A 20,232-nucleotide genomic window follows, 5' to 3' on the forward strand; every position below is an offset into this window, starting at 1 on the left:
CACGAGAAAAGCTGAGGAATATGAGTACTCGACATGCTTCGGTACGTAGCGAAATAGATAGCTCACGGAATTCTCTTGCTCGCACTCGAACAGCCGCTGAGCTCAGCGGCGGGGTGCTTGGCGCTGTAGTGGCTGGACTCTACACCCTTTTCTCGTGGATGCAGTGGAGAAACTGGGTGACTCCCTCATGGGATCTTGGTATCTTCACTCAGATGGCGAAAGCATATGCTGCTTTTGAGCAACCTATCGTGAGCATTAAGGGGCACGGCTTTAACCTCTGGGGCGATCATTTTCACCCTATCTTGTTAGTGCTTGGTCCTATCTATAAACTTTTTCCCTCGCCATTCACCTTACTGGTGGTGCAGAATCTGCTCATCGGACTTTCTGTCTATTTGCTCATTCGATATTCAGCGCGGTTGATTCCTTTGCTGGGAGCTATCTGCGTGGGGCTCGCTTATGCTTTAAGCTTCGGTATTCAAGAGGCTGTGGCGGTTCAATTTCACGAAGTCGCTTTTGCCCTGCCGTTTCTTGTGGCGTCCCTTTCTCACCTTGTTTTAGCGCGTACTGAGCTCCCACAGTTACACGTCAAAAAGGCCGTGTTGTGGGCCTTGCCCTTGGTGTTCGTCAAAGAAGATATGGGCCTGACCGTAGCTGCTCTTGGGCTGGTTGCCATGATGCGCAGCGGCTGGCTGGCATCTGTCAAAGACGCTGTTTTCCCCGTGACTCATGAGGGGCAGAAGCCGCCGCGTCAGTGGAGATCTCTGGTATCGGGTAAGGGCTCGACCTCAGGGGTAGTTCTTGCCGCCTGGGGTGTTTTCTGGACGCTTGCCTCGGTCGCTGTCATTTTGCCCGCTTTCAACGTGGGCGGTGTCTTTGACTATTCCAATAAAATCGATGCCAAAGCGGTTCTTGCAGATCCCTTGCAAAGCGCAGGGCTCATGTTCTTTCCCTGGGAAAAATCCCTGACGTGGTTGGCGCTTCTACTTACCGGTGTATTCGTCTGGATTTTTAGCCCTCTTGCGCTGGTGGCTCTCCCGACGTTGGCGTGGCGTTTTCTCTCACCTAACGAGGGGTACTGGGGTACCGGCTGGCACTATTCTTTGGTGCTGATGCCCGTGGTTTTCTGTGCCCTGCTCGATGTCATTGTTTCGCTGCGGGGCACTCGCTATCCGTGGATGCGTCGCGGCGGCGAACACGCCGCGCATCGCGCTAAGCTCTTGAAGCTCATGGGGTACCCGGTGCTTCCCATAGCAACGCTGGTGGTAGCCTTACTCTCGATTCCCTCATTGCCGCTGAGTGATCTCACCGGCACCCAGTACGAGAGCCCGTCCTACCAACAAAGCCTTACCAACAAGCAGAACGCGGCGAACACTGTACCGGCGGGAGCCAGCGTGGCATCCGACCTATCAGTTCTCACCTACCTTATACCAGAGCACGAAGTCTACTGGATTGGTGGTAAAAACGATCCCGCACCCGACTATGTAGTAATTGACCAACAAAACTCAGCATGGGGCTCAACTCCCGTTGAATATCCCGTCCAATACGCGGGTGAACTTTACGCCTCAACTTATGAAGAAGTTGCCCACTTTGGCAGTGTCTACGTGATGAAGCGCATCTAATTTAGCGTGTAGGTTGCATCACCCACACCGGTTTAAACGCCGCGCGTAGGGTAGAGTGAAATACGCAATCAACGGTATAACCCCGTCCAAGAATGTTCTTCGGTAGTCAAGCTACCAGCATCCCGCTTTACGATATAGCGGTTGAAAAAGAACCTCTCCAAGTACTTTCAAGTTCGCAAGCGCTAACTTTCAGGCCTATGTACATGGCCATCGTCTCTGTTTGTTGATCCCAACAGAAGTGTGTGAAGGTGGCGCGGATATACTGCCACCACAGTCAAATCAGGCGAACTTTTCAATGGGGCACACACCGTGCAGTACAGCCAAAACCGGCTGTATCACCCCACTCGAGAAGAGAATAATGACTGAAAATAACTCTGTTAACCTGACCACCGAATTCGTAGAGCCCACTCTCGAAGACGCCCAGGCTGACACCGTTAAGCCCGAAGCTACTGAAGAAGAGGGCATTCGATTCACCGATCTCGGTTTGGACGCTCGTGTGCAGGCAGCAATTGACGCTGTCGGCTACGAAAAGCCTTCACCGATTCAGGCTGAAACCATTCCGTTGCTGCTAGAAGGCCGCGATGTTGTTGGTCTGGCTCAGACCGGTACCGGTAAGACCGCAGCATTTGCTTTACCCGCTCTGTCACGTTTGGCTGAGCTTGCAGACATCAACGGTGTTTCTAAAGACACTCAGGTGCTTGTTCTTGCACCTACCCGTGAGCTCGCACTTCAGGTTGCTGAAGCTTTCGGTTCTTACGCTAACCAGATGGAAGACTTCACTGTTCTTCCCGTTTACGGTGGCTCACCCTACGGTCCGCAGCTTGCAGGCCTGAAGCGCGGTGCACAGGTAGTCGTTGGTACTCCCGGCCGTGTTATTGACCACCTCAAGAAGGGTTCATTGGACCTTTCAAACCTGCAGTACCTCGTGCTCGATGAGGCTGACGAGATGCTGCGCATGGGCTTTGCTGAAGATGTTGAGCAGATTCTTGCTGACACCCCTGATTCCAAGCAGGTTGCTTTGTTCTCAGCAACCATGCCTAAGACTATCCGCAAGATTGCAGAGCGGTACCTGACCGATCCTGTTGAGGTTCGTGTTAAGTCCAAGACCACCACCAGCGCTAACATCAAGCAGCGCTACATGCAGGTTATGCACTCTCACAAGCTTGAGGCAATGACCCGCGTCCTTGAGGTGGAGGACTACGACGGCATCATTGTCTTTGTGCGCACCAAGAAGGAAACCGAAGAGCTTGCTGACAAGCTGAAAGCTCGCGGTTACCAGGCGGCAGCAATTAACGGCGATATTCCGCAGAACCTGCGTGAACGCACTGTTGACTCCCTGCGCGATGGTCGCATCGATATTTTGGTGGCAACCGACGTTGCTGCTCGCGGTCTTGACGTTGAGCGCATCTCACTGGTTGTGAACTTCGATATTCCTCACGACACCGAGTCATACGTGCACCGTATTGGCCGTACCGGCCGTGCAGGACGCGAAGGTGCAGCAATCCTCTTCATGACCCCGCGTGAGAAGTACATGCTGCGTCAGATTGAGAAGGCTACTCGTCAGCAGGTTGAGCAGATGCACATGCCTTCTGTTGAGGATGTCAATGAGAACCGTAAGACTCGTTTTGCTCAGCAGATTACTGACACCATCGAGACCGAAGATCTTTCAATCTTCCGCGAAATCGTTGATTCTTACGTCAATGAGCACGATGTTGAACCCGAGGAAGTTGCAGCTGCTTTGGCTGTCATTGCTCAGCAGGGCCGTCCCTTCTTCGTCGAAGAGTTGCCCGAGATTCGTGACCGCCGCGACCGTGGCGATCGTGACCGCGGTGGACGCGATGGTGACCGTCGCGGACGCAAGCAACACAACGACGAGGGTATGGTTTCATACAAGCTCAACGTTGGTCGTTCATCGGGTGCTAACCCCGGTGGCATCGTTGGTGCGCTGACTAATGAAGGTGGCATCGAGGGCTCACAGATTGGCTCCATCGATATCCGCCAGCACTTCACCATTGTTGGTCTGCCCGAAGACCTTCCCCGCGATTTCTTCGATCGCTTGGAAGACACCAAGGTTGCTGGCCAGTTCATCAACATTCAGCGCGATCGCGGTCCTAAGGGTGGCGGACGCGGCGGTCGTGGTGGACGCGATTTCGGCGGTGAGCGTCGTGGTGGTGGCTTCCGCAAGAATCGCGGCGACCGTGATTTTGGTGGACGTGGTGACCGCGGTGGTTTCCGTGGCGACCGTGACCGTAATGACCGTGGTGGACGCGACGGTGGCTTCCGTAAGGATCGCGGTGGTTTCCGTGGCGACCGTGACCGTAATGACCGTGGTGGACGCGACTTCGGAAGCGAGCGTCGTGGTGGTTTCAAGGGTCGTAAGAAGTACTAAACTTACCGCTACTTTGTAGCGTGTGAGACTTTGAAAAAAGGACGCGTGTTCCTGCCTGCGAGGGTGGGGCATGCGTCCTTCTGATGAGCTTGTAAGGCTTTGTTGTAGCCCTTGGGTGCTTTCCGTGGCGTATAACACCAAAAAATTGATGTTCTCAAGTTGCGCGGCGGTCAATAAATGCCGTAAGGTATTACCTGTTGCCCCGATAGCTCAGTGGTAGAGCGCCATCTTGGTAAGATGGAGGTCCCGGGATCGATTCCCGGTCGGGGCTCTCGTATGAGCCCGTAAAAAGGTAAATACATGGCGGTGTAGCTCAGCTGGTTAGAGCGCACGACTCATAATCGTGAGGTCGCGGGATCGAGTCCCGCCACCGCTACGCCCCGATAGCTCAGTGGTAGAGCGCCATCTTGGTAAGATGGAGGTCCCGGGATCGATTCCCGGTCGGGGCTCAGATATGAAATCCGTTCAGTCTTAGGACTGGGCGGATTTTTTGTTATCTGCATTGATCGTATTCTGTGTACCCTCTGGCGGATGCCTGCCTTTGGGGCGTAGTCTGAAGCTACACAGATCATGAAAGTAGGCTGATGATGTCAGTGGATATTGCAGGTATCAACATTCCCGATAGCGCGCTTGCGCGAGAAGCTACAGAACTGGTTCGAGACACCACTAATGAGCTCATCTACCATCACTCGCGTCGTACTTACCTCTTTGGTGCACATCGCGGGTTGCGTGATGGGCTCACCTTTGATGCTGAACTTCTCTATATCGGTGCTATGTTTCATGATTTTGGGCTAGTCGCGCCGTATGCAAGTGATAATCAGCGATTTGAAATCGATGGAGCTGATGAAGCTCGTGCATTCCTTCTCAAACACGATATAGCGCAAGCAGAAGCTCAAACGGTATGGACCGCAATCGCGCTACACACCACACCTGAAATCCCGTTGCATATGGATCCGGTGATTGCCCTGGTGACGCGAGGTGTTGAGCACGATGTGATGGGGGTGGGGTATGAGACTGTTTCGGAGCAGGAGCGTGCTGAAATTCTTAAAGTGCATCCGCGTCCTGATTTTAAGAACCAGATTTTGCAGGCTTTTACCGAGGGTATTAAGCACCGCCCGGACACCACGTTTGGGAATGTGAAAGCCGATGTGTTGGCTCATTTTGTGCCGGGATTTGTTCGTGGGGACTTTGTGAAGGTAATCAAGGAATCCCCGTGGGGCGAATAGGTTGCTGTGAAGATGACCTTGGGTTTCACACCCCTATAAAAAGTTTTACAAAGAAAGTATTATGAGGGTAAAAGCTGGCGAAAGGACTGCTCGTGGCACCTCAAAATATTGGTTTTCTTCATCTTGTTCCCTTCACTCGTGATAATCCCGCCCAGGGGTTTGATGAGGCTATTGAACTCTTTACCCTCGGTGAAAAACTTGGACTAAATTCCGGCTGGTTACGCACCCGCCACATGCAGTACGGTGTGCCTTCACCGGTGGTGCTCTTTGGCGCGCTCTCTCAAGTAACATCACGCATTGAGCTCGGCAATGCTGTCATTCCCGTGGGCTTTGAGAATCCTTTCCGTTTGGCTGAAGACCTGGCAACCGCTGACGTGCTCAGCGGTGGACGCTTGCAGCCGGGACTGAGCGTCCACCCGCCGCAATACGATGAGACTTTGAACGACACCGTGCACGGTAAAGGCTGGCAGCAACAAGACTTTAGTTATGAACGCATTCAGCAACTGCGCTCACTGCTGGCCGGCGAATCATTGCGTGACTTACCCGAATATCAGGGATTTGGTGGCCAGATCGATAGTGACCGCGTAGAACCTTATAGCGAGGGACTGGCAGACCGCCTGTGGTGCGGTGCAGGATCGCTGAAATCTGCTGCCTGGGCAGGAAGCGAAAACCTGGGATTACTGGTTTCGAACATCAGCAAAGCTGAAGAAGGCAAAGAAATTTTCGATCAGGCACAGCGCAACCAGATCGATCGTTACCGCGAGTCGTTGCCTGAGCATATATCGGGCAGAGTAGCGGTAGCGCGCGTCGTTGTACCTACTGATAACGCAACCGCCAGCCAAGTTGAAAAATATGTACAGTACGCACAGGCTCGTAACCCGCGCACTAAAAAGCACCTTCCTTCTGGAACAATCATCGCGAAAGATATTATCGGCTCCAGCGAAGAAATTGTGGAGACTATTGTCAACGATGCAGCTTTCCAGGCGGCCGATGACTATATCTTCGAGCTTCCCTTCGAATTCGGCATTGAAGATTGGACGCAGATGCTGCACGAATTTGCAGAAAACATCGGCCCTGCATTGGGCTGGAAAGCAACACTGTAACGCGCCGGGGAGAAGGAATAGTAACTGATAAGGCGACAACACCCTGTTGTCGCCTTTTCTATTGCCGTGGGGCGGGTAATACACAGCGGCGTGGTCAGCGGATATTAAACAATTCTGTAATGTGCGCTGTGTAACACTAGTAAGACACTGTTCACTAGTTTGGAGAGCCTCATGAGCCGCACAGATGCTGAAAAGTACCCGTCAGTACTGGTTGACCCCAACGAGCCGGTAGAAGACGTTAAAAAATACAAAATTATTGGGCCCGGCCTCGTTGTCGCAGCAACCGGCATCGGAGCTGCAGACCTTGTAGCCACCCTCGTTGCGGGCTCACGCTATGGCTACGCCCTGCTCTGGGCGGTTGTGCTCGGCGTGGTCCTCAAAATTATCCTTGTAGAGGGCGCAGGACGCTACACCCTTGCTACCGGGCGCACCATTTTTGAAGGCTGGCGTTCCTTAGGACGCTGGACGTCGCTCTATTTTGGCCCCTACATCATCATTTGGGGTTTTGTGTACGGCGCAACAGCCATGAGCGCGTCGGCGATGCCTTTAGCTGTGCTGTTCCCGTTCTTTGATTTGAAAATTTGGGCGCTCATCATGGGTATAGTGGGGCTGGTGACGGTCTGGGCAGGTAAGTACCATCTCGTAGAAAAGCTGACGGCCGTGTTAGTGGGACTAATGTTCCTGCTCATTGTGGGCCTGGCGGTTTACACGCTTCCTAACATTCCCGCCATCCTGAAGGGGCTCATTCCATTTATCCCGGCTGGTGGGCTGAGCTATACCCTGGCTCTGTGCGGCGGCGTCGGCGGCACTATTACCTTAGCTGCCTATGGTTACTGGTTGCGCGAAAAAGGGTGGGATCGTCCACGATTTATGCGCGTGATGCAACTGGATAATACCGTTGCGTACGTTCTGTCTGGCATCTTTGTTGCAGCTACTTTGGTCATCGGTGTAGAAGTTCTTTACTCAGCTGGTCTTGCCGTATCGAGCGGTGACAAAGGTTTGTTGGAACTCGCGGACGTTCTCAATGATCGCTACGGCGCGGTAGTCGGCAATCTCTTTCTCGTAGGATTCTGGGCAGCATCGTTTTCATCCGTTATTGGCGTGTGGTCAGGCGTTTCGCTCATGTTCGCAGACTTCTGGGGAAATCTACGCGGTAAAGAGCACGGGCATCCTGATACTGTCACAGGCGGGAAGTACTTCAAGTTCTTTTTGCTGTGGATTACTTTCCCACCCATGACGCTCTTACTCCTGAATCGACCTATCTTTTTGGTGTTGCTCTACGGGGTGCTGGGCGCTCTGTTTATGCCTTTCTTAGCGCTCACTCTTTTGCAGTTGCTCAATACCAGGCGCGTCCCGGACCGTTGGCGTAATGGACTGGTCACTAACATTCTGCTGGTGATTACTACCGTCTTTTTCGGAGCTTTGGGAATTATGCAAACCTGGGAAGTTATTGCTAAGGCACTCTAGTTACAGGTTGGGGTCCCCTCGATACGTGACCACGTTTTTATCACTGTGACCACAAAACTCTCAAAATTACCCCTCATGACTAGGTATTTTGAGAGTTTCGTGGTCACCTTATCATCAGCGTGACATACTGGAGTACATGGCAGAGACTAAAGAAATTAATCCCGATATCGTAGGCAGGGTCTACCCTGCTGACGAGATGTATTCGGTAGGACGCGAGAAAATCCGCGAGTTCGCGCGCGCCGTAAAAGCAACCTCGCCCATCCACTTTGAGGTGGATGCTGCGCAGGCAGCTGGCTACGTTGATCTTGTTGCACCGCCGACCTTCGCTATTATTCTGGCGCAGAAGGCGGATGCCGCTTTGATTCAGGATGAGAGCGCGGGTATCGATTTTTCCCGCGTCGTTCATGCTGACCAGCGTTTTACACACCATCGTCCTATCATTGCCGGAGATGAGCTCGTCACCGAAGTACACGTGGATAATGTGCGCGTGATGGGCGCTGGCGCCATGCTGACTACTCGCGAAGAAATAACGACTGTCATCGGTGAAAAGGTAGCGACTTGCATCTCTTCACTTCTAGTGCGAGCAGGGGAGTAGAGAAGCATGACTATTCGTTTTGAAGACCTTGAAAAGGGTACTGAAATCGGTAGCCGCGAAATCACCGTGACGCGTGCTGACCTCGTGGCTTACGCTGGTGCGTCCGGCGACTTTAACCCGATTCACTGGAACGAGCGTTTTGCCACCGCTGTCGGACTACCCGGCGTGATTGCTCACGGTATGTTCACCATGGGATCCGCCGTTCAACTGGTAACCGATTGGGTAGGTGACCCCGGTGCGATTATCGATTACCAGACGCGTTTTACTAAGCCTGTACCTGTGGCAGATGCCGAGGGCGATAATGCGCCTAACACCGGTGGCAACGTTATCTCGGTTAGCGGTAAGGTCGGTGCTCTTGATGATGACGCGCGAACCGCTCGCGTAGATCTCACCGTGAGTGCCCCTGATTCAGAAGGCAAAGACCAAAAAGTTCTGGTCAAAGCCCAAGCAGTCGTCAAGTTCTAAGAGACTTTTGTACCTGCTCATTTGTGCTTCGCATCCGGTTTCTCATGACCGGATGCGAGGCATATTCCTTCTAAGCGCTGACCGCGATGAACCTCTCACGACATAAGAGGTAACCACTGCTCACCGAACTAGAAATGATGTCTTTTACTGCACTAGAGTTTAAAGACTCTCGCATACTATCTCGTACTTGAAAGCATCTTTGTCGTGAAAGCTACTCTTACCGACCAACAGATAAAAACCTGGTACCGGGCAGTACTTATTATCTTCTTCGCCTCCGGTCTTTTGACCGCATCCTGGCTGACTCGACTGCATGATATTTCGCACGGTTTGCACCTTACGCCGGGACCCATGGGGATGCTACTTCTGGCGCAGACGGTGGGCTCGTTTTCTGCGGTGTCGATGTCAGGGTATTTGGTATCGAAATTTGGTGCTCGCACCTGTATCTTAGGCTCGTATATTCTTGCAACCGCGGGAGCAACACTCGTGGGGTTAGCCGTGAGTATCGCAAGCGTCCCGCTGGCGGCTTTCTCGCTGATGATTATGGGTCTTGGTATTGCTGTCTCTAACGTTGCTTCCAACGTTCAGGGCGTGGCGGTTGAACGCGCGCTAGGACGCTTTGTCACCCCGATTATGCACGGCTTCTTCTCGATCGGCACGGTAGTTGGTGCTGCCATCGGGACCGCAGACACCTTCCTCGGAGTGCCGTTCGGGGTGCATATGTTCTATATGGCTGTTTTGATTATCGCCTTGGTACTGTACTCGTTGCGTCACTGCCATTCTGAGAACTACGGTCAAGATAGTACCGCCATGATGGCGCAGGTTACCTCCTACCGAGTCAAGGATGCATGGCGTGATAAGCACACTATCCTCATCGGTATTTTTGTGCTGGGTATGGCACTGGCGGAGGGCTCAGCTAACGACTGGATTGCACTTGCCCTCACCCGAGAATACGAAACGACGGCTACCGTGGGGTCACTTGGCTACTTCACTTTTGTGGCTGCTATGACCACAGGACGCTTGTTAGGTACTCGCTTCTTGAACGCTCACGGACGCATCAGCGTGCTACGCGGCACCTGCTCACTGGCAATCATCGGACTCATTATTTTCATCTTTGCGCCGAATACCGCCATCGGGTTTGTGGGGCTAGTCATTTGGGGTCTCGGCGCATCCCTGGGATTCCCCACCGGTATGAGCGCCGCATCCGACGACCCCGTGAAAGCTGCGGTGCGCGTATCTGTTGTCTCGACCATTGGCTACGCCGCTTTCTTGGGCGGTCCGCCACTGCTGGGAATGCTGGGCGAAGCTTTCGGAATTCGCCACGGTTTGCTAGCGGTGCTGATATTCGTGGTCTCCTCGCTGATGCTTACCCGCTACCTTGAAGTTTTCAAGAACGATAAGCCTGTTCACACTGAATCTCTTGGGCCTGATCCGGCAGCTGCTGTTCCGCAAGAACATCCCAACCAGCCCTAAATACAGATAAACTAGGGGAGTGAGTGAAATGTTATTAAGCGAACTGACGACCGCCGCAGTGGGCGGACCCATCAAAAATTATGTTCGCGCAACCAGCGAATCTGAAATTATCGAAGCCGTAAAAACTGCCGACGAAGCAGGCGAGAAACTGCTCATTGTTGGCGGTGGCTCTAACCTGATTGTCGCTGATGCTGGCTTCGACGGCACCGTTGTGCACATCGCCTCAGAGGGTATTCGCGATCTTGAAGTACCTGCCTGTGGCGGTGCGAACATCCGCGTGCAAGCCGGTCATAACTGGGATGCTTTTGTGCAGTACGCCATCGACCATGAATGGGTTGGTATCGAGGCACTCTCAGGTATTCCCGGTACCGTTGGTGCAACCCCCGTACAAAACGTAGGGGCATACGGTGCGGAAGTCGCTCAGACTATCTCATCGGTTCGCACCTGGGATCGCGAAAAGCGCGCTGTAAAGACCTTTGCGCTTTCAGACCTAGATTTTAGCTACCGCCATTCGGTGCTCAAAGAAAACACCGTCAACGGCTCACCGCGTTACGTGGTGCTGACCGTTGATTTCCAGTTCACCTTCGGTACTCTTTCTGCACCTATACGCTACGCCGAACTAGGACGTCGCCTGGGCGTTGAGGTAGGTGAACACGCAGAATCCCGCAAGGTGCGTGAGACCGTGCTTGAGCTGCGCGCGTCTAAGGGCATGGTGCTGGACGCGGATGACCGCGATACCTACTCCACCGGATCGTTCTTTACCAACCCCATCGTTGATGAGTCAGTGCGAGAGCAGTTACCTGCGGATGCGCCGTCCTACCCTGCCACCAACGCGGCAGGCGAGGTTCTTGAGGGCAAGATTAAACTCAGCGCGGCCTGGCTGATTCAGAACGCTGGCTTCGATAAGGGGTTTGGGCTGGAGGGCGATTCTCAACAGATTGCTGGTGGTCGTGCATCGCTATCTACCAAGCACACCCTGGCTATCACTAACCGTGGTGAGGCTAGTGCTGACGATCTTATGGCAATCGCTAGCGCGATTCGCGATGGCGTGAAAGAATCCTTCGGCATCGAGCTTGTACCCGAACCTGTGATTGTGGGAACAGGCTTAGCGAAGTAAGTTTTCTATAGAAATTTTTTTATCGTTGTAGCGACGATGTGGGGGCGGTCCTGTGAAAGGGCAGCCCCATTTTTATATGGTTTACGGCGTAGAGAATCGGTGTAAGAGGGCTTCCCGGAGACAAGTAAAAACGCGGCGCACTGGTTGAGTCTGGCATGAATCGCTTTGCGAGCGTAGCGAACCAAGCGAGAGGGGCTGTGCGCCGTGGTTGTACTTGTGGAGGGAGCTGAAGTTAGGTCCTTTGAGTGCTATCCAAAGCTAACTAGCTAAGGTAATTCTGCTCATCCGACACATCGAGGTTTCGGGGCGCTGAAAATGAAGCTGAGGACAAATAGCTGAGTCATCTGCGCGGCGTAGAAACCCCTACCAATACGTATATTTATGCAAAATGATGCATCCGCCGACACCTTTGGTGCTGGGATGTGGGCACGCTTTGCGCCCAACCTTGCTTGGTAAATAAGAATCTTTCTCAATTTTAAGAATGTGATTGCGAGTGCTGTGTGGCTCGCTATTGATTTTGAACCGGGTATAAGTTACTATTTGGTAAATAGTTATACAAAGATAAAGATTTCTTCTGAAATAAAATCAATCGTGGCTTAATCGGGTTGATTTGTTTATGTTTGCATTATTGCAAAATTTTTCTCAGTGGTCTATATCATCAGTATTATTACTAGTCAGGTGTGTTCTTTGTGAAAAAATACTCTGTGGTCAGACCAATAATAAATATTTAAAAATCTTGCAAAATTGTTAAATATGCGCAAAGATCGGTGAATACTCATAACGATATTGGCTATCTACTACGACGGAATTTTTAACGGTGGGCGTACGCACTTTTACTCGAAACACAGCTCCAGGAACCCGGTGGGCATCTCCGGCTATACACGCCACGGTACCCGTTCCCACCTACGCCGCGTCCGCCCCTTACGCCTTCGAGTTGCTCGCACCAGCGCATATTCAGTATGACTATACGACGTATGGCGCAATTTGCACGAGCGTTAAAACCACGGTGAGTACTCACGCGCTCGGCTGCATCCAGCGCGTGAGAGGAATCCAAGAACTAATCGCTCACGGTGCTACGGAACTCCACTCGCATTCACTGATCGTAGCCTTTCTTTGCGGATGTACTAGCGTGGAATGGATTATCGATAACAACAACTGGTCAGCACATAAAATCCAAAAACATATATAGAACCCGAAGGATGCTCCCCGCGCGGTATCCGCGAATATGTGGGCGACTGTGATGTGTATGAGTTCCGTTTTAGAACGCCACGACATTTGTGGGCAGAAAACCTCACCGAGCTTCTCGACAGCTGGTGTAGCGAAGAATTTTTGGCCTCTGACTGCGCGCATAACCCTCGCTGCTTTCAGCGAGAAACGTTTGAGTGCGTAGTCGCTAATACTTGGAGTTTTACTGATAGACACGGCGAGACTCAGACCGCGACTGACGTCTTTCGTGTCCCCAATCAGTAACACCGTGTGGGAGGAGAATGTGGGGTTCTCCTTCCACACAACTTTTATAACTTATGCTTAGATATACGCGGCTATCATTCAGGTTGCTGAGGTAGATTCAAGAGCAACTACTGAGATTATGGGGGAATGCATGGGTCTTAATCACGAGCTTGACCGCAGCTCGGGTGGCGCTGTGCACCGCCTCATGGCCAGGCTGCGAGGCTTCCTGCATCATCACCCTGCACTTTTGCTGCTATACCGCACCCTTGTGATTGTCGTTGGCACTATTTTGATGCTGATGGGGTTAATCATGCTGGTGACGCCCGGCCCTGGTTGGCTCTTTATTTTTATGGGCATGGGGCTGTGGGGAACAGAGTTTCACTGGGCACACCGTGTGAACGTGTGGGGTAAAAAGAAAGTGCTTGATGCCTGGAATGCAGCTAAACGCAAGCGGTACGAAAGGTATCTGCGACAGCGTGCCCGCATCTGGCAGGGCCGAGAAAACCAAACTCATTTTTGCCCGACAGGCACTCACTACCATTCATAAAGCAGCGGAGCACCGCAAGGCTTAGGCGTGATGCTGAATTTGCTCAAAACCTAGCGCATGACGGCATGCGGTTAGGATTTGGGAGTCCTCAAAACCGAGTCCGCGCATAGCGGCAACGTAGTCAGCCGTGAGCTGATGAGCCTTATGCTCGGTGGCGTCCACGGCCGTAATAAAGCTCCCCGCGCGTCCGTGGGTCTCAATAACACCTGCGGCTTCTAATTCTTTATACGCTTTTGCAACAGTGTTTACCGCGATATTTAGTTCATGGGCTAAAGAACGGACCGGTGGCAACCGATCTCCTGCCTTGAAGGTGCCCTGCGCACGCGCGCTAATAATCGTCCGTCGTAACTGCGAGTACGGGGGAGTGTCTGAATCTTTATTGACCGTAAAATGCAAAATACTGACGTCGCTAGCGGGGCTAACGACGTCAGTATTGATTTGCGATGATGCGTGAGGCATACGCCTATTGTCTCCTCTAGAGGGCGCCGGTAGCAATCTTGAGCATACGGCGAACAGGCTCAGCTGCGCCCCATAGTAGCTGATCGCCCACGGTGAACGCGCTGATGTACCGCGGTCCCATTGCTAACTTGCGGATGCGCCCTACAGGAATATCCAATGAACCGGACGCTGCTACGGGGGTCAGACCCTCCATCGAGGCTTCCTTGGTGTTAGGAATGACTTTCGACCACTGATTATCTTCATCGATAATCTTCTCAATCTCTTCAACGGAGAGATCTTCGGTGAGTTTCATGGTGAGCGCCTGTGAGTGTGAGCGCATGGTTGCAATGCGTACGCACAGACCATCCATGATGACGCGGTCTTCTTCGCTGAGTCCTAGAATCTTGTTGGTTTCAGCATCGGCCTTCCATTCTTCTTTGGATTGGCCGTTGCCAAGATCGGCATCAATCCAAGGAATCAAGGAGCCGCCCAGGGGAGCACCGAACTGGGTGGTGTCGAGCTCGCCGGAACGCTGCTTAGCAAGTACCTTGCGGTCGATCTCCAAAATAGCGGACGCGGGGTCGGCAAGTTCTGCAGAAACGGTACCGGAGAGGTCACCGAACTGCTTGAGTACCTCACGCATGTGGCGCGCACCGCCACCGGATGCTGCTTGGTAGGTCATGGAGGTCGTCCACTCAACTAAACCCTGCTTGAAGAGTCCGCCCAAGCCCATGAGCAGGCAGGATACAGTACAGTTACCGCCGATAAAGTCTTTGACGCCGGAGTCCAGCCCGCGATCAATCACGTCGCGGTTGATGGGGTCAAGAACGATGACAGAGTCGTCATTCATGCGCAGGGTTGACGCTGCATCAATCCATAGACCGTCCCAGCCGCGTTCGCGGAGCTTGGAGTGCACCTCTTTGGTGTAGTCGCCACCCTGAGCTGTCACGATGATAGGAAGCTTAGCCAGCGCATCAATATCGTGCGCGTCCTGCAAGGTGCTTTCTTCGAGCGCACCATCGAATGTGGGCGCGGGCTTACCCGCCTGCGACGTTGAGAAGAAAACGGGGGTAATACCCTCAAAGTCGTTTTCTTCCAGCATGCGCTTCATGAGCACGGAGCCCACCATGCCGCGGTAGCCTACAAAACCTACTGAGTCACCGGTTGTAAAAGTCATGTGTTCAGTCTAGCTTTTGTGGGCTGTTATGGCAGGATACTTTCTAATTGTGAAACGAAAGCGCAACAAACGGGACGCGGCTCACAAGGTTTGTGAAGTCGCGTCCCGTGTAGTGAGGTTCGTCGAGAAAGATTGGGCTTAGCGGGTCCAGGTCTCGAAACGATAGGTCAGCGGTAGCTTCTGATCATTGTCATCCATGAGGTAGCCACGTTCAGAACGCTGGGAATCGCTCACGGCACTTTGGCTCCATTCCCCGCTCACAACCGGTGCAGACGCATCGCCCTGAATCGATCCGGTAAAGACGGTGCGCTCAACCAGGCTCACGCGTCCGTCGACGACACCCGGAATATCGGTGAGAGCCAGTGTCTGCTCATAGATGTTGGCGCCACCAATAACCCATACGGTTTCGGCGTCCTGCGCATGATTCAATGCGTATTCAACGGCACTGGGAATATCTGCCACCCAGGTAGCGCCATCGCGTTCAGTAGGCTCGTCAACAGAACTCGTGACCACGATATTCAGACGCCCGGGCAGCGGCCGAAAGCGCGGCGGAAAGGACTCCCACGTCTTGCGTCCCATAATCACAGGGGCGCCGAGAGTCACCTCTTTAAAATGAGCCAAATCCTCCGGAGCATACCAGGGCATATCGCCGTTGCGTCCAATAATTCCATTCTCAGCCTGCGCCCACACAGCGCCTAAAATTTTAGCCATGATTAGACCGCAATCGGTGCTTTGATAGTGGGGTGGTGCTTGTAATCCACCAGCTCAAAGTCTTCAAATTCGTACTCAAAAATTGAGGATTTCTTGTTCTTGATGCGCAGCTGCGGGTATTCATACGGCTCACGGGAAAGCTGCTCGCGCACCTGATCAAAGTGATTGGAGTAAATATGGCAGTCGCCGCCGGTCCACACAAACTCGCCGGGTTCCATGCCCACCTCTTCAGCGATGAGCTGAGTCAGCAAAGCATAGGATGCGAGATTGAAAGGAACACCCAGGAACATGTCGGCTGAGCGCTGGTACAGCTGGCAGGAGAGTTCCTTGGTGCCGTCCTTACGAGTACGCACGTAGAACTGGAAGAGCGCATGGCAAGGAGGTAGCGCCATGTCATCAACCTCGGCAGGGTTCCACGCAGAGACAATATGACGGCGTGAATCCGGGTTGTTCTTCAACGACTCAACGACCTTAGCAATCTGGTCGATCGTTTCGCCGTGACCAGCGGGCCACGAACGCCACTGAACGCCGTAGACCGGCCCTAGTTCGCCGTCCTCATCAGCCCACTCATCCCAAATGGTGACGCCGCGTTCCTGAAGCCACTTCACGTTCGATTCACCGCGCAAGAACCACAGCAACTCAATAGCTACAGATTTAAAATGAACACGTTTAGTCGTAATGAGCGGGAAAGACTCACGAAGGTCAAAACGCATCTGACGTCCAAAGATGCTACGGGTACCGGTGCCGGTACGATCGCCCTTGTCATCGCCGTTTTCCATAATCTCAGCAAGCAAATCTTCGTAGGGTGTGGCGATATTGGTCATCAATGAATCTTTCGGTGACGGAGACAAAAACTATCTATAACTATAGTTGCGAAACGACGTGTTATCACATGGTATCCGCCTGTGATGTCGGTTAGCACATGCAGGCAAAACTTGCGCTCACCAGCTGGCATCGGGACTGGCGTGAATCGCGTCGTGAGCGTTAGCGAACCACGCGAGAGGGACCGCTGGTGAGCGCGAGTTTTGCCTCGTCTCCGAACTATCTACTCTTAGTCGTTAAAGGGCTTGATTTGCTCTACAGCAATAGCTTTGCGGTTGTCCTTTTTAGCTACATGAACCACAAGCATTTCACCGGGGGTCAGGTAGGGATCTTCCACAGGCAGCTGTGCTGTTAGTTTATTGCCGATGTTCTCAGACATCACCTGCAGGACGGTAGGTAGTACCGGGCGGTGCGTGCACAGGGCTACCGCGTCGTCCTTATCAAAAAGGGACTGCACAATCTTGGCGACCTTCTTAGGGTTGGCCTTGTGGGCGTCCTCCGTAAGCGGTGCTTTTTGCTTAATCACGACGCCGCTGGTCTTCGAAAACGGTGAGACGGTCTGCATACAGCGAACCCAAGGAGAAGAAATGAGTTTGGTGGGCTCCCACGCCTCAAGAAGCTTGCCCACTGCGATTGCTTGACGCTTGCCGGTAGCCGCCAAAGTGCGTTCACCTTCAGCTCCCGCCCATGATGAGCGGGGCTTCGCTTTTGCGTGACGCACGATAAGAATCGGACGGGTGTAAAGGTTGCCCTTGGCCTGCAAATCTACCAGCGCGTCCAAAGGCTCCCGGTCAGTGTCATTGGTGAGCATCTCGCGTGCTTTTTCGGGCGTCACCCACTTGAGCTCATCGACTTCACCGTGATCCGCCTGAGCGTGTGCAGCAGCAGTGGTGCGAGCTGCCCAGTAGAAAACCTCTTTTTTGCCGTGCTTGACCTTGTACTTGGTGACAGCCAAAGGCACACCGAGCTTAACGTTCAGACCCACTTCTTCGCGAACCTCGCGCACAGCTGTCTCAGCGATGGTTTCACCGGCGTCCTGCTTGCCCTTAGGCCACGACCAGTCATCGTAATGGGGGCGGTGAATAATCAGAACTTCGAGCTGATCTTTTTTTTCGCGCCAAATAAGGCAGCCTGCGGCAACAACATCAGGCATGTTGTCCGATGTTTTTGTGACGGTAAAATCGCCGTCACGGCGTACCGCAGAGTAGAGTATATCTTTTGCCATGTGCGTGTGAATGACTTTCTGAAGTTCCTGTACAAAAATGTCCTTGGCAGTAAAGAACTATCAAGGACATTCTAGTACCTGCTATGCGGTGTTACGTTTCGTTGCGGTACCTCAATGTGTGGGCACGCAACGGTCGTTCCTGCGCGGCTGGTTATTTTTTGCGGCGTGAATCCAGGTACATCTGCTGGACGTCGGTGAGCTGGTTGCCGTCCGAATCCAGGTGATGACGCGTCCACTTGCCGTCTGAGTCAAGATGCCAGTTGCTGGTGGTTTCTGACATGTAGTTGCTAAACATATCGAGCAGGTACTTGATGTGTTCGCGGTGCTTAACGCGCACTAGGGCCTCAACACGGCGGTCGAGGTTGCGGTGCATCATATCTGCCGAGCCAATGAAGACCACCGGTTCGCCGGCGTTTTCGAAGGTGAAGACGCGGGAGTGTTCCAAGAAGCGTCCTAGGATTGAGCGGACCTTAATGTTTTCGCTGAGACCGGGAACATTTGGACGCAAGGCGCAGATGCCGCGTACAACCACGTTGACTTCGACGCCTGCCTGCGATGCGCGGTAGAGCGAGTCGATGATTGCCTCGTCCACCATTGAGTTGCACTTGATCTGAATCTTGGCTTTACGGCCAGCCAGCTTGTGCTCGATTTCTTTGTTGATGCGGTCGATTAGACCTGAGCGCAGTGAGCGCGGTGCAACCAGCAGCTCGCGGTAGGTGGTCTTCGGTGCGTAGCCTGAGAGCTGGTTGAACAGGCGTGATACGTCTTCGGTGATCTGCTGATCGCAGGTGATTACACCCAGATCTTCGTAGAATCGTGCGGTGGACGGGTGGTAGTTACCCGTACCGATATGCGCGTAGCGACGCAGCCCGTCGGCTTCTTTGCGCACCACCAGTGAGAGCTTGCAGTGAGTCTTTAGACCCACGATGCCGTACACCACGTGAACGCCAGCGCGTTCTAGCTTACGAGCCCAGTTGATGTTCGCTTCTTCGTCAAAGCGTGCCTTAATTTCAACCAGCGCCAGCACCTGCTTGCCAGCTTCGGCTGCCTCAATGAGCGCGTCCACAATGGGGGAGTCACCCGAGGTGCGGTACAGGGTCTGCTTGATTGCCTGAACATTGGGATCAGCGGCAGCCTGTTCCAAGAACGCCTGCACAGAGGTCGCAAAGGAGTCATAGGGGTGATGCAGGAGCACGTCGTGCTCGCGGGTTGCCGCAAATACCTTAGCTGCCTTTGCAGTCTCAGTGGAATTGAGCCAGCGAGAAGTATGGGCAACATGCTTGGGGTAGTGCAAGGCAGGACGGTTGGCGCGAACAATGGGAGCCATACCGCGCAAATCAAGGGGAGCGGGAAGCTTGTACACTTCAGACTCCACCACGCTGAGTTCAGATACCAGAAGCTCAAGAATGTTGGGGTTAATGGTGTCTTCAACTTCAAGGCGTACCGGAGGGCCAAAACGGCGGCGCAGAAGCTCTTTCTCCAGCGCCTTCAACAGGTTTTCAGCGTCGTCCTCTTCAACTTCCAAGTCCTCGTTACGGGTCACACGGAAGGCGTGGTGTTCTACAACCTCCATACCGGGGAAGAGAATATCAAGATGCTCAGCGATAATCGCTTCAAGGGGAATGAACAGAGCTTCCTTACCCGGTGAGTTGACATCGCGCATCGATGACACTGGAATCATACGATCTAGCTGATCAGGCACCTTCAGACGAGCGAAAAGCTCTTTACCGGTCTGCGGGTTGCGCACGATGACAGCCAAGTTCAAAGAGAGACCCGAGATATACGGGAAGGGGTGCGCCGGATCAACAGCAAGCGGAGTAAGAATAGGGAATACTTCTTGACGGAAGTAATCACCTAGGCGCTTCTTCGCCTCATCATCGATATCTTCCCAGCTGACAATGCGAATGCCTTCTTTTTCAAGCTCAGGATAAACCTGATCGCGGAAGACATGAGCCTGACGTTCCTGAAGCTGGTGGGCAGCTTCAGCGATTTCTTCCATCTGCTCTTCAGGCGTCAAACCAGCCGCAGACGGCACTGCAATACCGGTTGCAATACGACGCTTGAGACCAGCCACACGAACCATGAAGAACTCATCGAGGTTGCTGGTCACAATGGAGAGAAAGTTCAGGCGCTCTAGAAGAAACAGGTCGGGATCTTCAGCGAGTTCAAGGACGCGGGTGTTGAAGTCCAGCCAGCTGGTTTCACGGTCCAAGAAGCGGTCTGAGCCGAAGTCTCCGGCAAGATGAGGGAGCGTGATTTTTTCGCCGACGTCGATGCGGTCGCCGCGGGTTTCGGCTCGCTCAATTTTGTTGATGTCTGTGGCGATGTGATGAACCGCCTGAGGCTGCTTATTTTCAGCAGCTGGTGTCTTGCTCATTGTCGTCTCTTTCCGGTAATGACTCGGGTGGATGT

General features: G+C 53.1%; 16 protein-coding genes and 3 tRNA genes. 13 read left to right on the forward strand and 6 right to left on the reverse strand.

Going from position 1 to position 20,232, the window contains the following annotated elements:
• The first annotated feature begins 20 nt into the window (after positions 1 to 20).
• The 13 genes from HF984_RS04575 to HF984_RS04635 all read left to right on the forward strand — a co-directional run bounded on the left by HF984_RS04575 (position 21) and on the right by HF984_RS04635 (position 13,447).
• Positions 21 to 1,619, forward strand: coding sequence for a DUF2079 domain-containing protein (locus tag HF984_RS04575; protein ID WP_168614507.1), 1,599 nt, complete (start codon positions 21 to 23; stop codon positions 1,617 to 1,619).
• Between the two features lie 358 nt (positions 1,620 to 1,977).
• Positions 1,978 to 4,008, forward strand: coding sequence for a DEAD/DEAH box helicase (locus HF984_RS04580; protein WP_247596463.1), 2,031 nt, complete (start codon positions 1,978 to 1,980; stop codon positions 4,006 to 4,008).
• Positions 4,009 to 4,207: 199 nt separating this feature from the next.
• Positions 4,208 to 4,279: transfer RNA gene (locus HF984_RS04585), tRNA-Thr, on the forward strand.
• Between the two features lie 31 nt (positions 4,280 to 4,310).
• Positions 4,311 to 4,384: transfer RNA gene (locus HF984_RS04590), tRNA-Met, on the forward strand.
• 1 nt (position 4,385) lies between these two features.
• Positions 4,386 to 4,457 (forward strand) — tRNA-Thr (locus HF984_RS04595).
• A gap of 135 nt (positions 4,458 to 4,592) precedes the next feature.
• Positions 4,593 to 5,234: an HD domain-containing protein gene (locus HF984_RS04600; protein ID WP_311242221.1), complete on the forward strand. Its 642-nt coding sequence runs from the start codon at positions 4,593 to 4,595 to the stop codon at positions 5,232 to 5,234.
• Between the two features lie 92 nt (positions 5,235 to 5,326).
• On the forward strand, positions 5,327 to 6,337 hold the full coding sequence (locus HF984_RS04605) for an LLM class flavin-dependent oxidoreductase (RefSeq protein WP_168614509.1): 1,011 nt from the start codon (positions 5,327 to 5,329) through the stop codon (positions 6,335 to 6,337).
• Between the two features lie 171 nt (positions 6,338 to 6,508).
• Complete coding sequence (locus HF984_RS04610) at positions 6,509 to 7,804, forward strand: Nramp family divalent metal transporter (protein WP_168614510.1); 1,296 nt, start codon at positions 6,509 to 6,511, stop codon at positions 7,802 to 7,804.
• Positions 7,805 to 7,940: 136 nt separating this feature from the next.
• Entirely contained in the window at positions 7,941 to 8,399 is a 459-nt protein-coding gene (locus tag HF984_RS04615; RefSeq protein WP_168614511.1) for a MaoC family dehydratase N-terminal domain-containing protein, read from the forward strand.
• A 6-nt stretch (positions 8,400 to 8,405) separates the two neighbouring features.
• Positions 8,406 to 8,864, forward strand: coding sequence for a MaoC family dehydratase (locus HF984_RS04620; protein WP_168614512.1), 459 nt, complete (start codon positions 8,406 to 8,408; stop codon positions 8,862 to 8,864).
• A 204-nt stretch (positions 8,865 to 9,068) separates the two neighbouring features.
• The gene (locus HF984_RS04625) at positions 9,069 to 10,334 is read left to right on the forward strand and encodes an MFS transporter (protein WP_168614513.1); all 1,266 of its coding nucleotides are present in this window, start codon (positions 9,069 to 9,071) and stop codon (positions 10,332 to 10,334) included.
• Positions 10,335 to 10,353: 19 nt separating this feature from the next.
• Entirely contained in the window at positions 10,354 to 11,451 is a 1,098-nt protein-coding gene (locus tag HF984_RS04630; protein WP_168614514.1) for a UDP-N-acetylmuramate dehydrogenase, read from the forward strand.
• Between the two features lie 1,600 nt (positions 11,452 to 13,051).
• Positions 13,052 to 13,447 carry a TIGR02611 family protein gene (locus tag HF984_RS04635; protein ID WP_168614515.1) on the forward strand — a complete coding sequence of 132 codons (396 nt, stop codon included), beginning with the start codon at positions 13,052 to 13,054 and terminating at the stop codon, positions 13,445 to 13,447.
• Positions 13,448 to 13,468: 21 nt separating this feature from the next.
• Here HF984_RS04635 and HF984_RS04640 read toward each other — a convergent pair whose 3' ends face one another.
• From HF984_RS04640 to HF984_RS04665, 6 genes are all read right to left on the reverse strand, one after another.
• Complete coding sequence (locus HF984_RS04640; RefSeq protein ID WP_168614516.1) at positions 13,469 to 13,906, reverse strand: GntR family transcriptional regulator; 438 nt, start codon at positions 13,904 to 13,906, stop codon at positions 13,469 to 13,471.
• Positions 13,907 to 13,922: 16 nt separating this feature from the next.
• On the reverse strand, positions 13,923 to 15,062 hold the full coding sequence (asd, locus tag HF984_RS04645) for an aspartate-semialdehyde dehydrogenase (RefSeq protein WP_168614517.1): 1,140 nt from the start codon (positions 15,060 to 15,062) through the stop codon (positions 13,923 to 13,925).
• Between the two features lie 138 nt (positions 15,063 to 15,200).
• Positions 15,201 to 15,773 carry a dihydrofolate reductase gene (locus tag HF984_RS04650; RefSeq protein ID WP_168614518.1) on the reverse strand — a complete coding sequence of 191 codons (573 nt, stop codon included), beginning with the start codon at positions 15,771 to 15,773 and terminating at the stop codon, positions 15,201 to 15,203.
• Between the two features lie 2 nt (positions 15,774 to 15,775).
• Complete coding sequence (locus HF984_RS04655; protein ID WP_168614519.1) at positions 15,776 to 16,597, reverse strand: thymidylate synthase; 822 nt, start codon at positions 16,595 to 16,597, stop codon at positions 15,776 to 15,778.
• A gap of 227 nt (positions 16,598 to 16,824) precedes the next feature.
• Entirely contained in the window at positions 16,825 to 17,820 is a 996-nt protein-coding gene (locus tag HF984_RS04660; RefSeq protein WP_168614520.1) for an NUDIX hydrolase, read from the reverse strand.
• A 151-nt stretch (positions 17,821 to 17,971) separates the two neighbouring features.
• Complete coding sequence (locus HF984_RS04665) at positions 17,972 to 20,197, reverse strand: RNA degradosome polyphosphate kinase (RefSeq protein WP_168614521.1); 2,226 nt, start codon at positions 20,195 to 20,197, stop codon at positions 17,972 to 17,974.
• Positions 20,198 to 20,232 lie beyond the last annotated feature (35 nt).

Origin of the sequence: Rothia terrae (assembly GCF_012396615.1) — a bacterium.
GTDB lineage: Bacteria > Actinomycetota > Actinomycetes > Actinomycetales > Micrococcaceae > Rothia > Rothia terrae.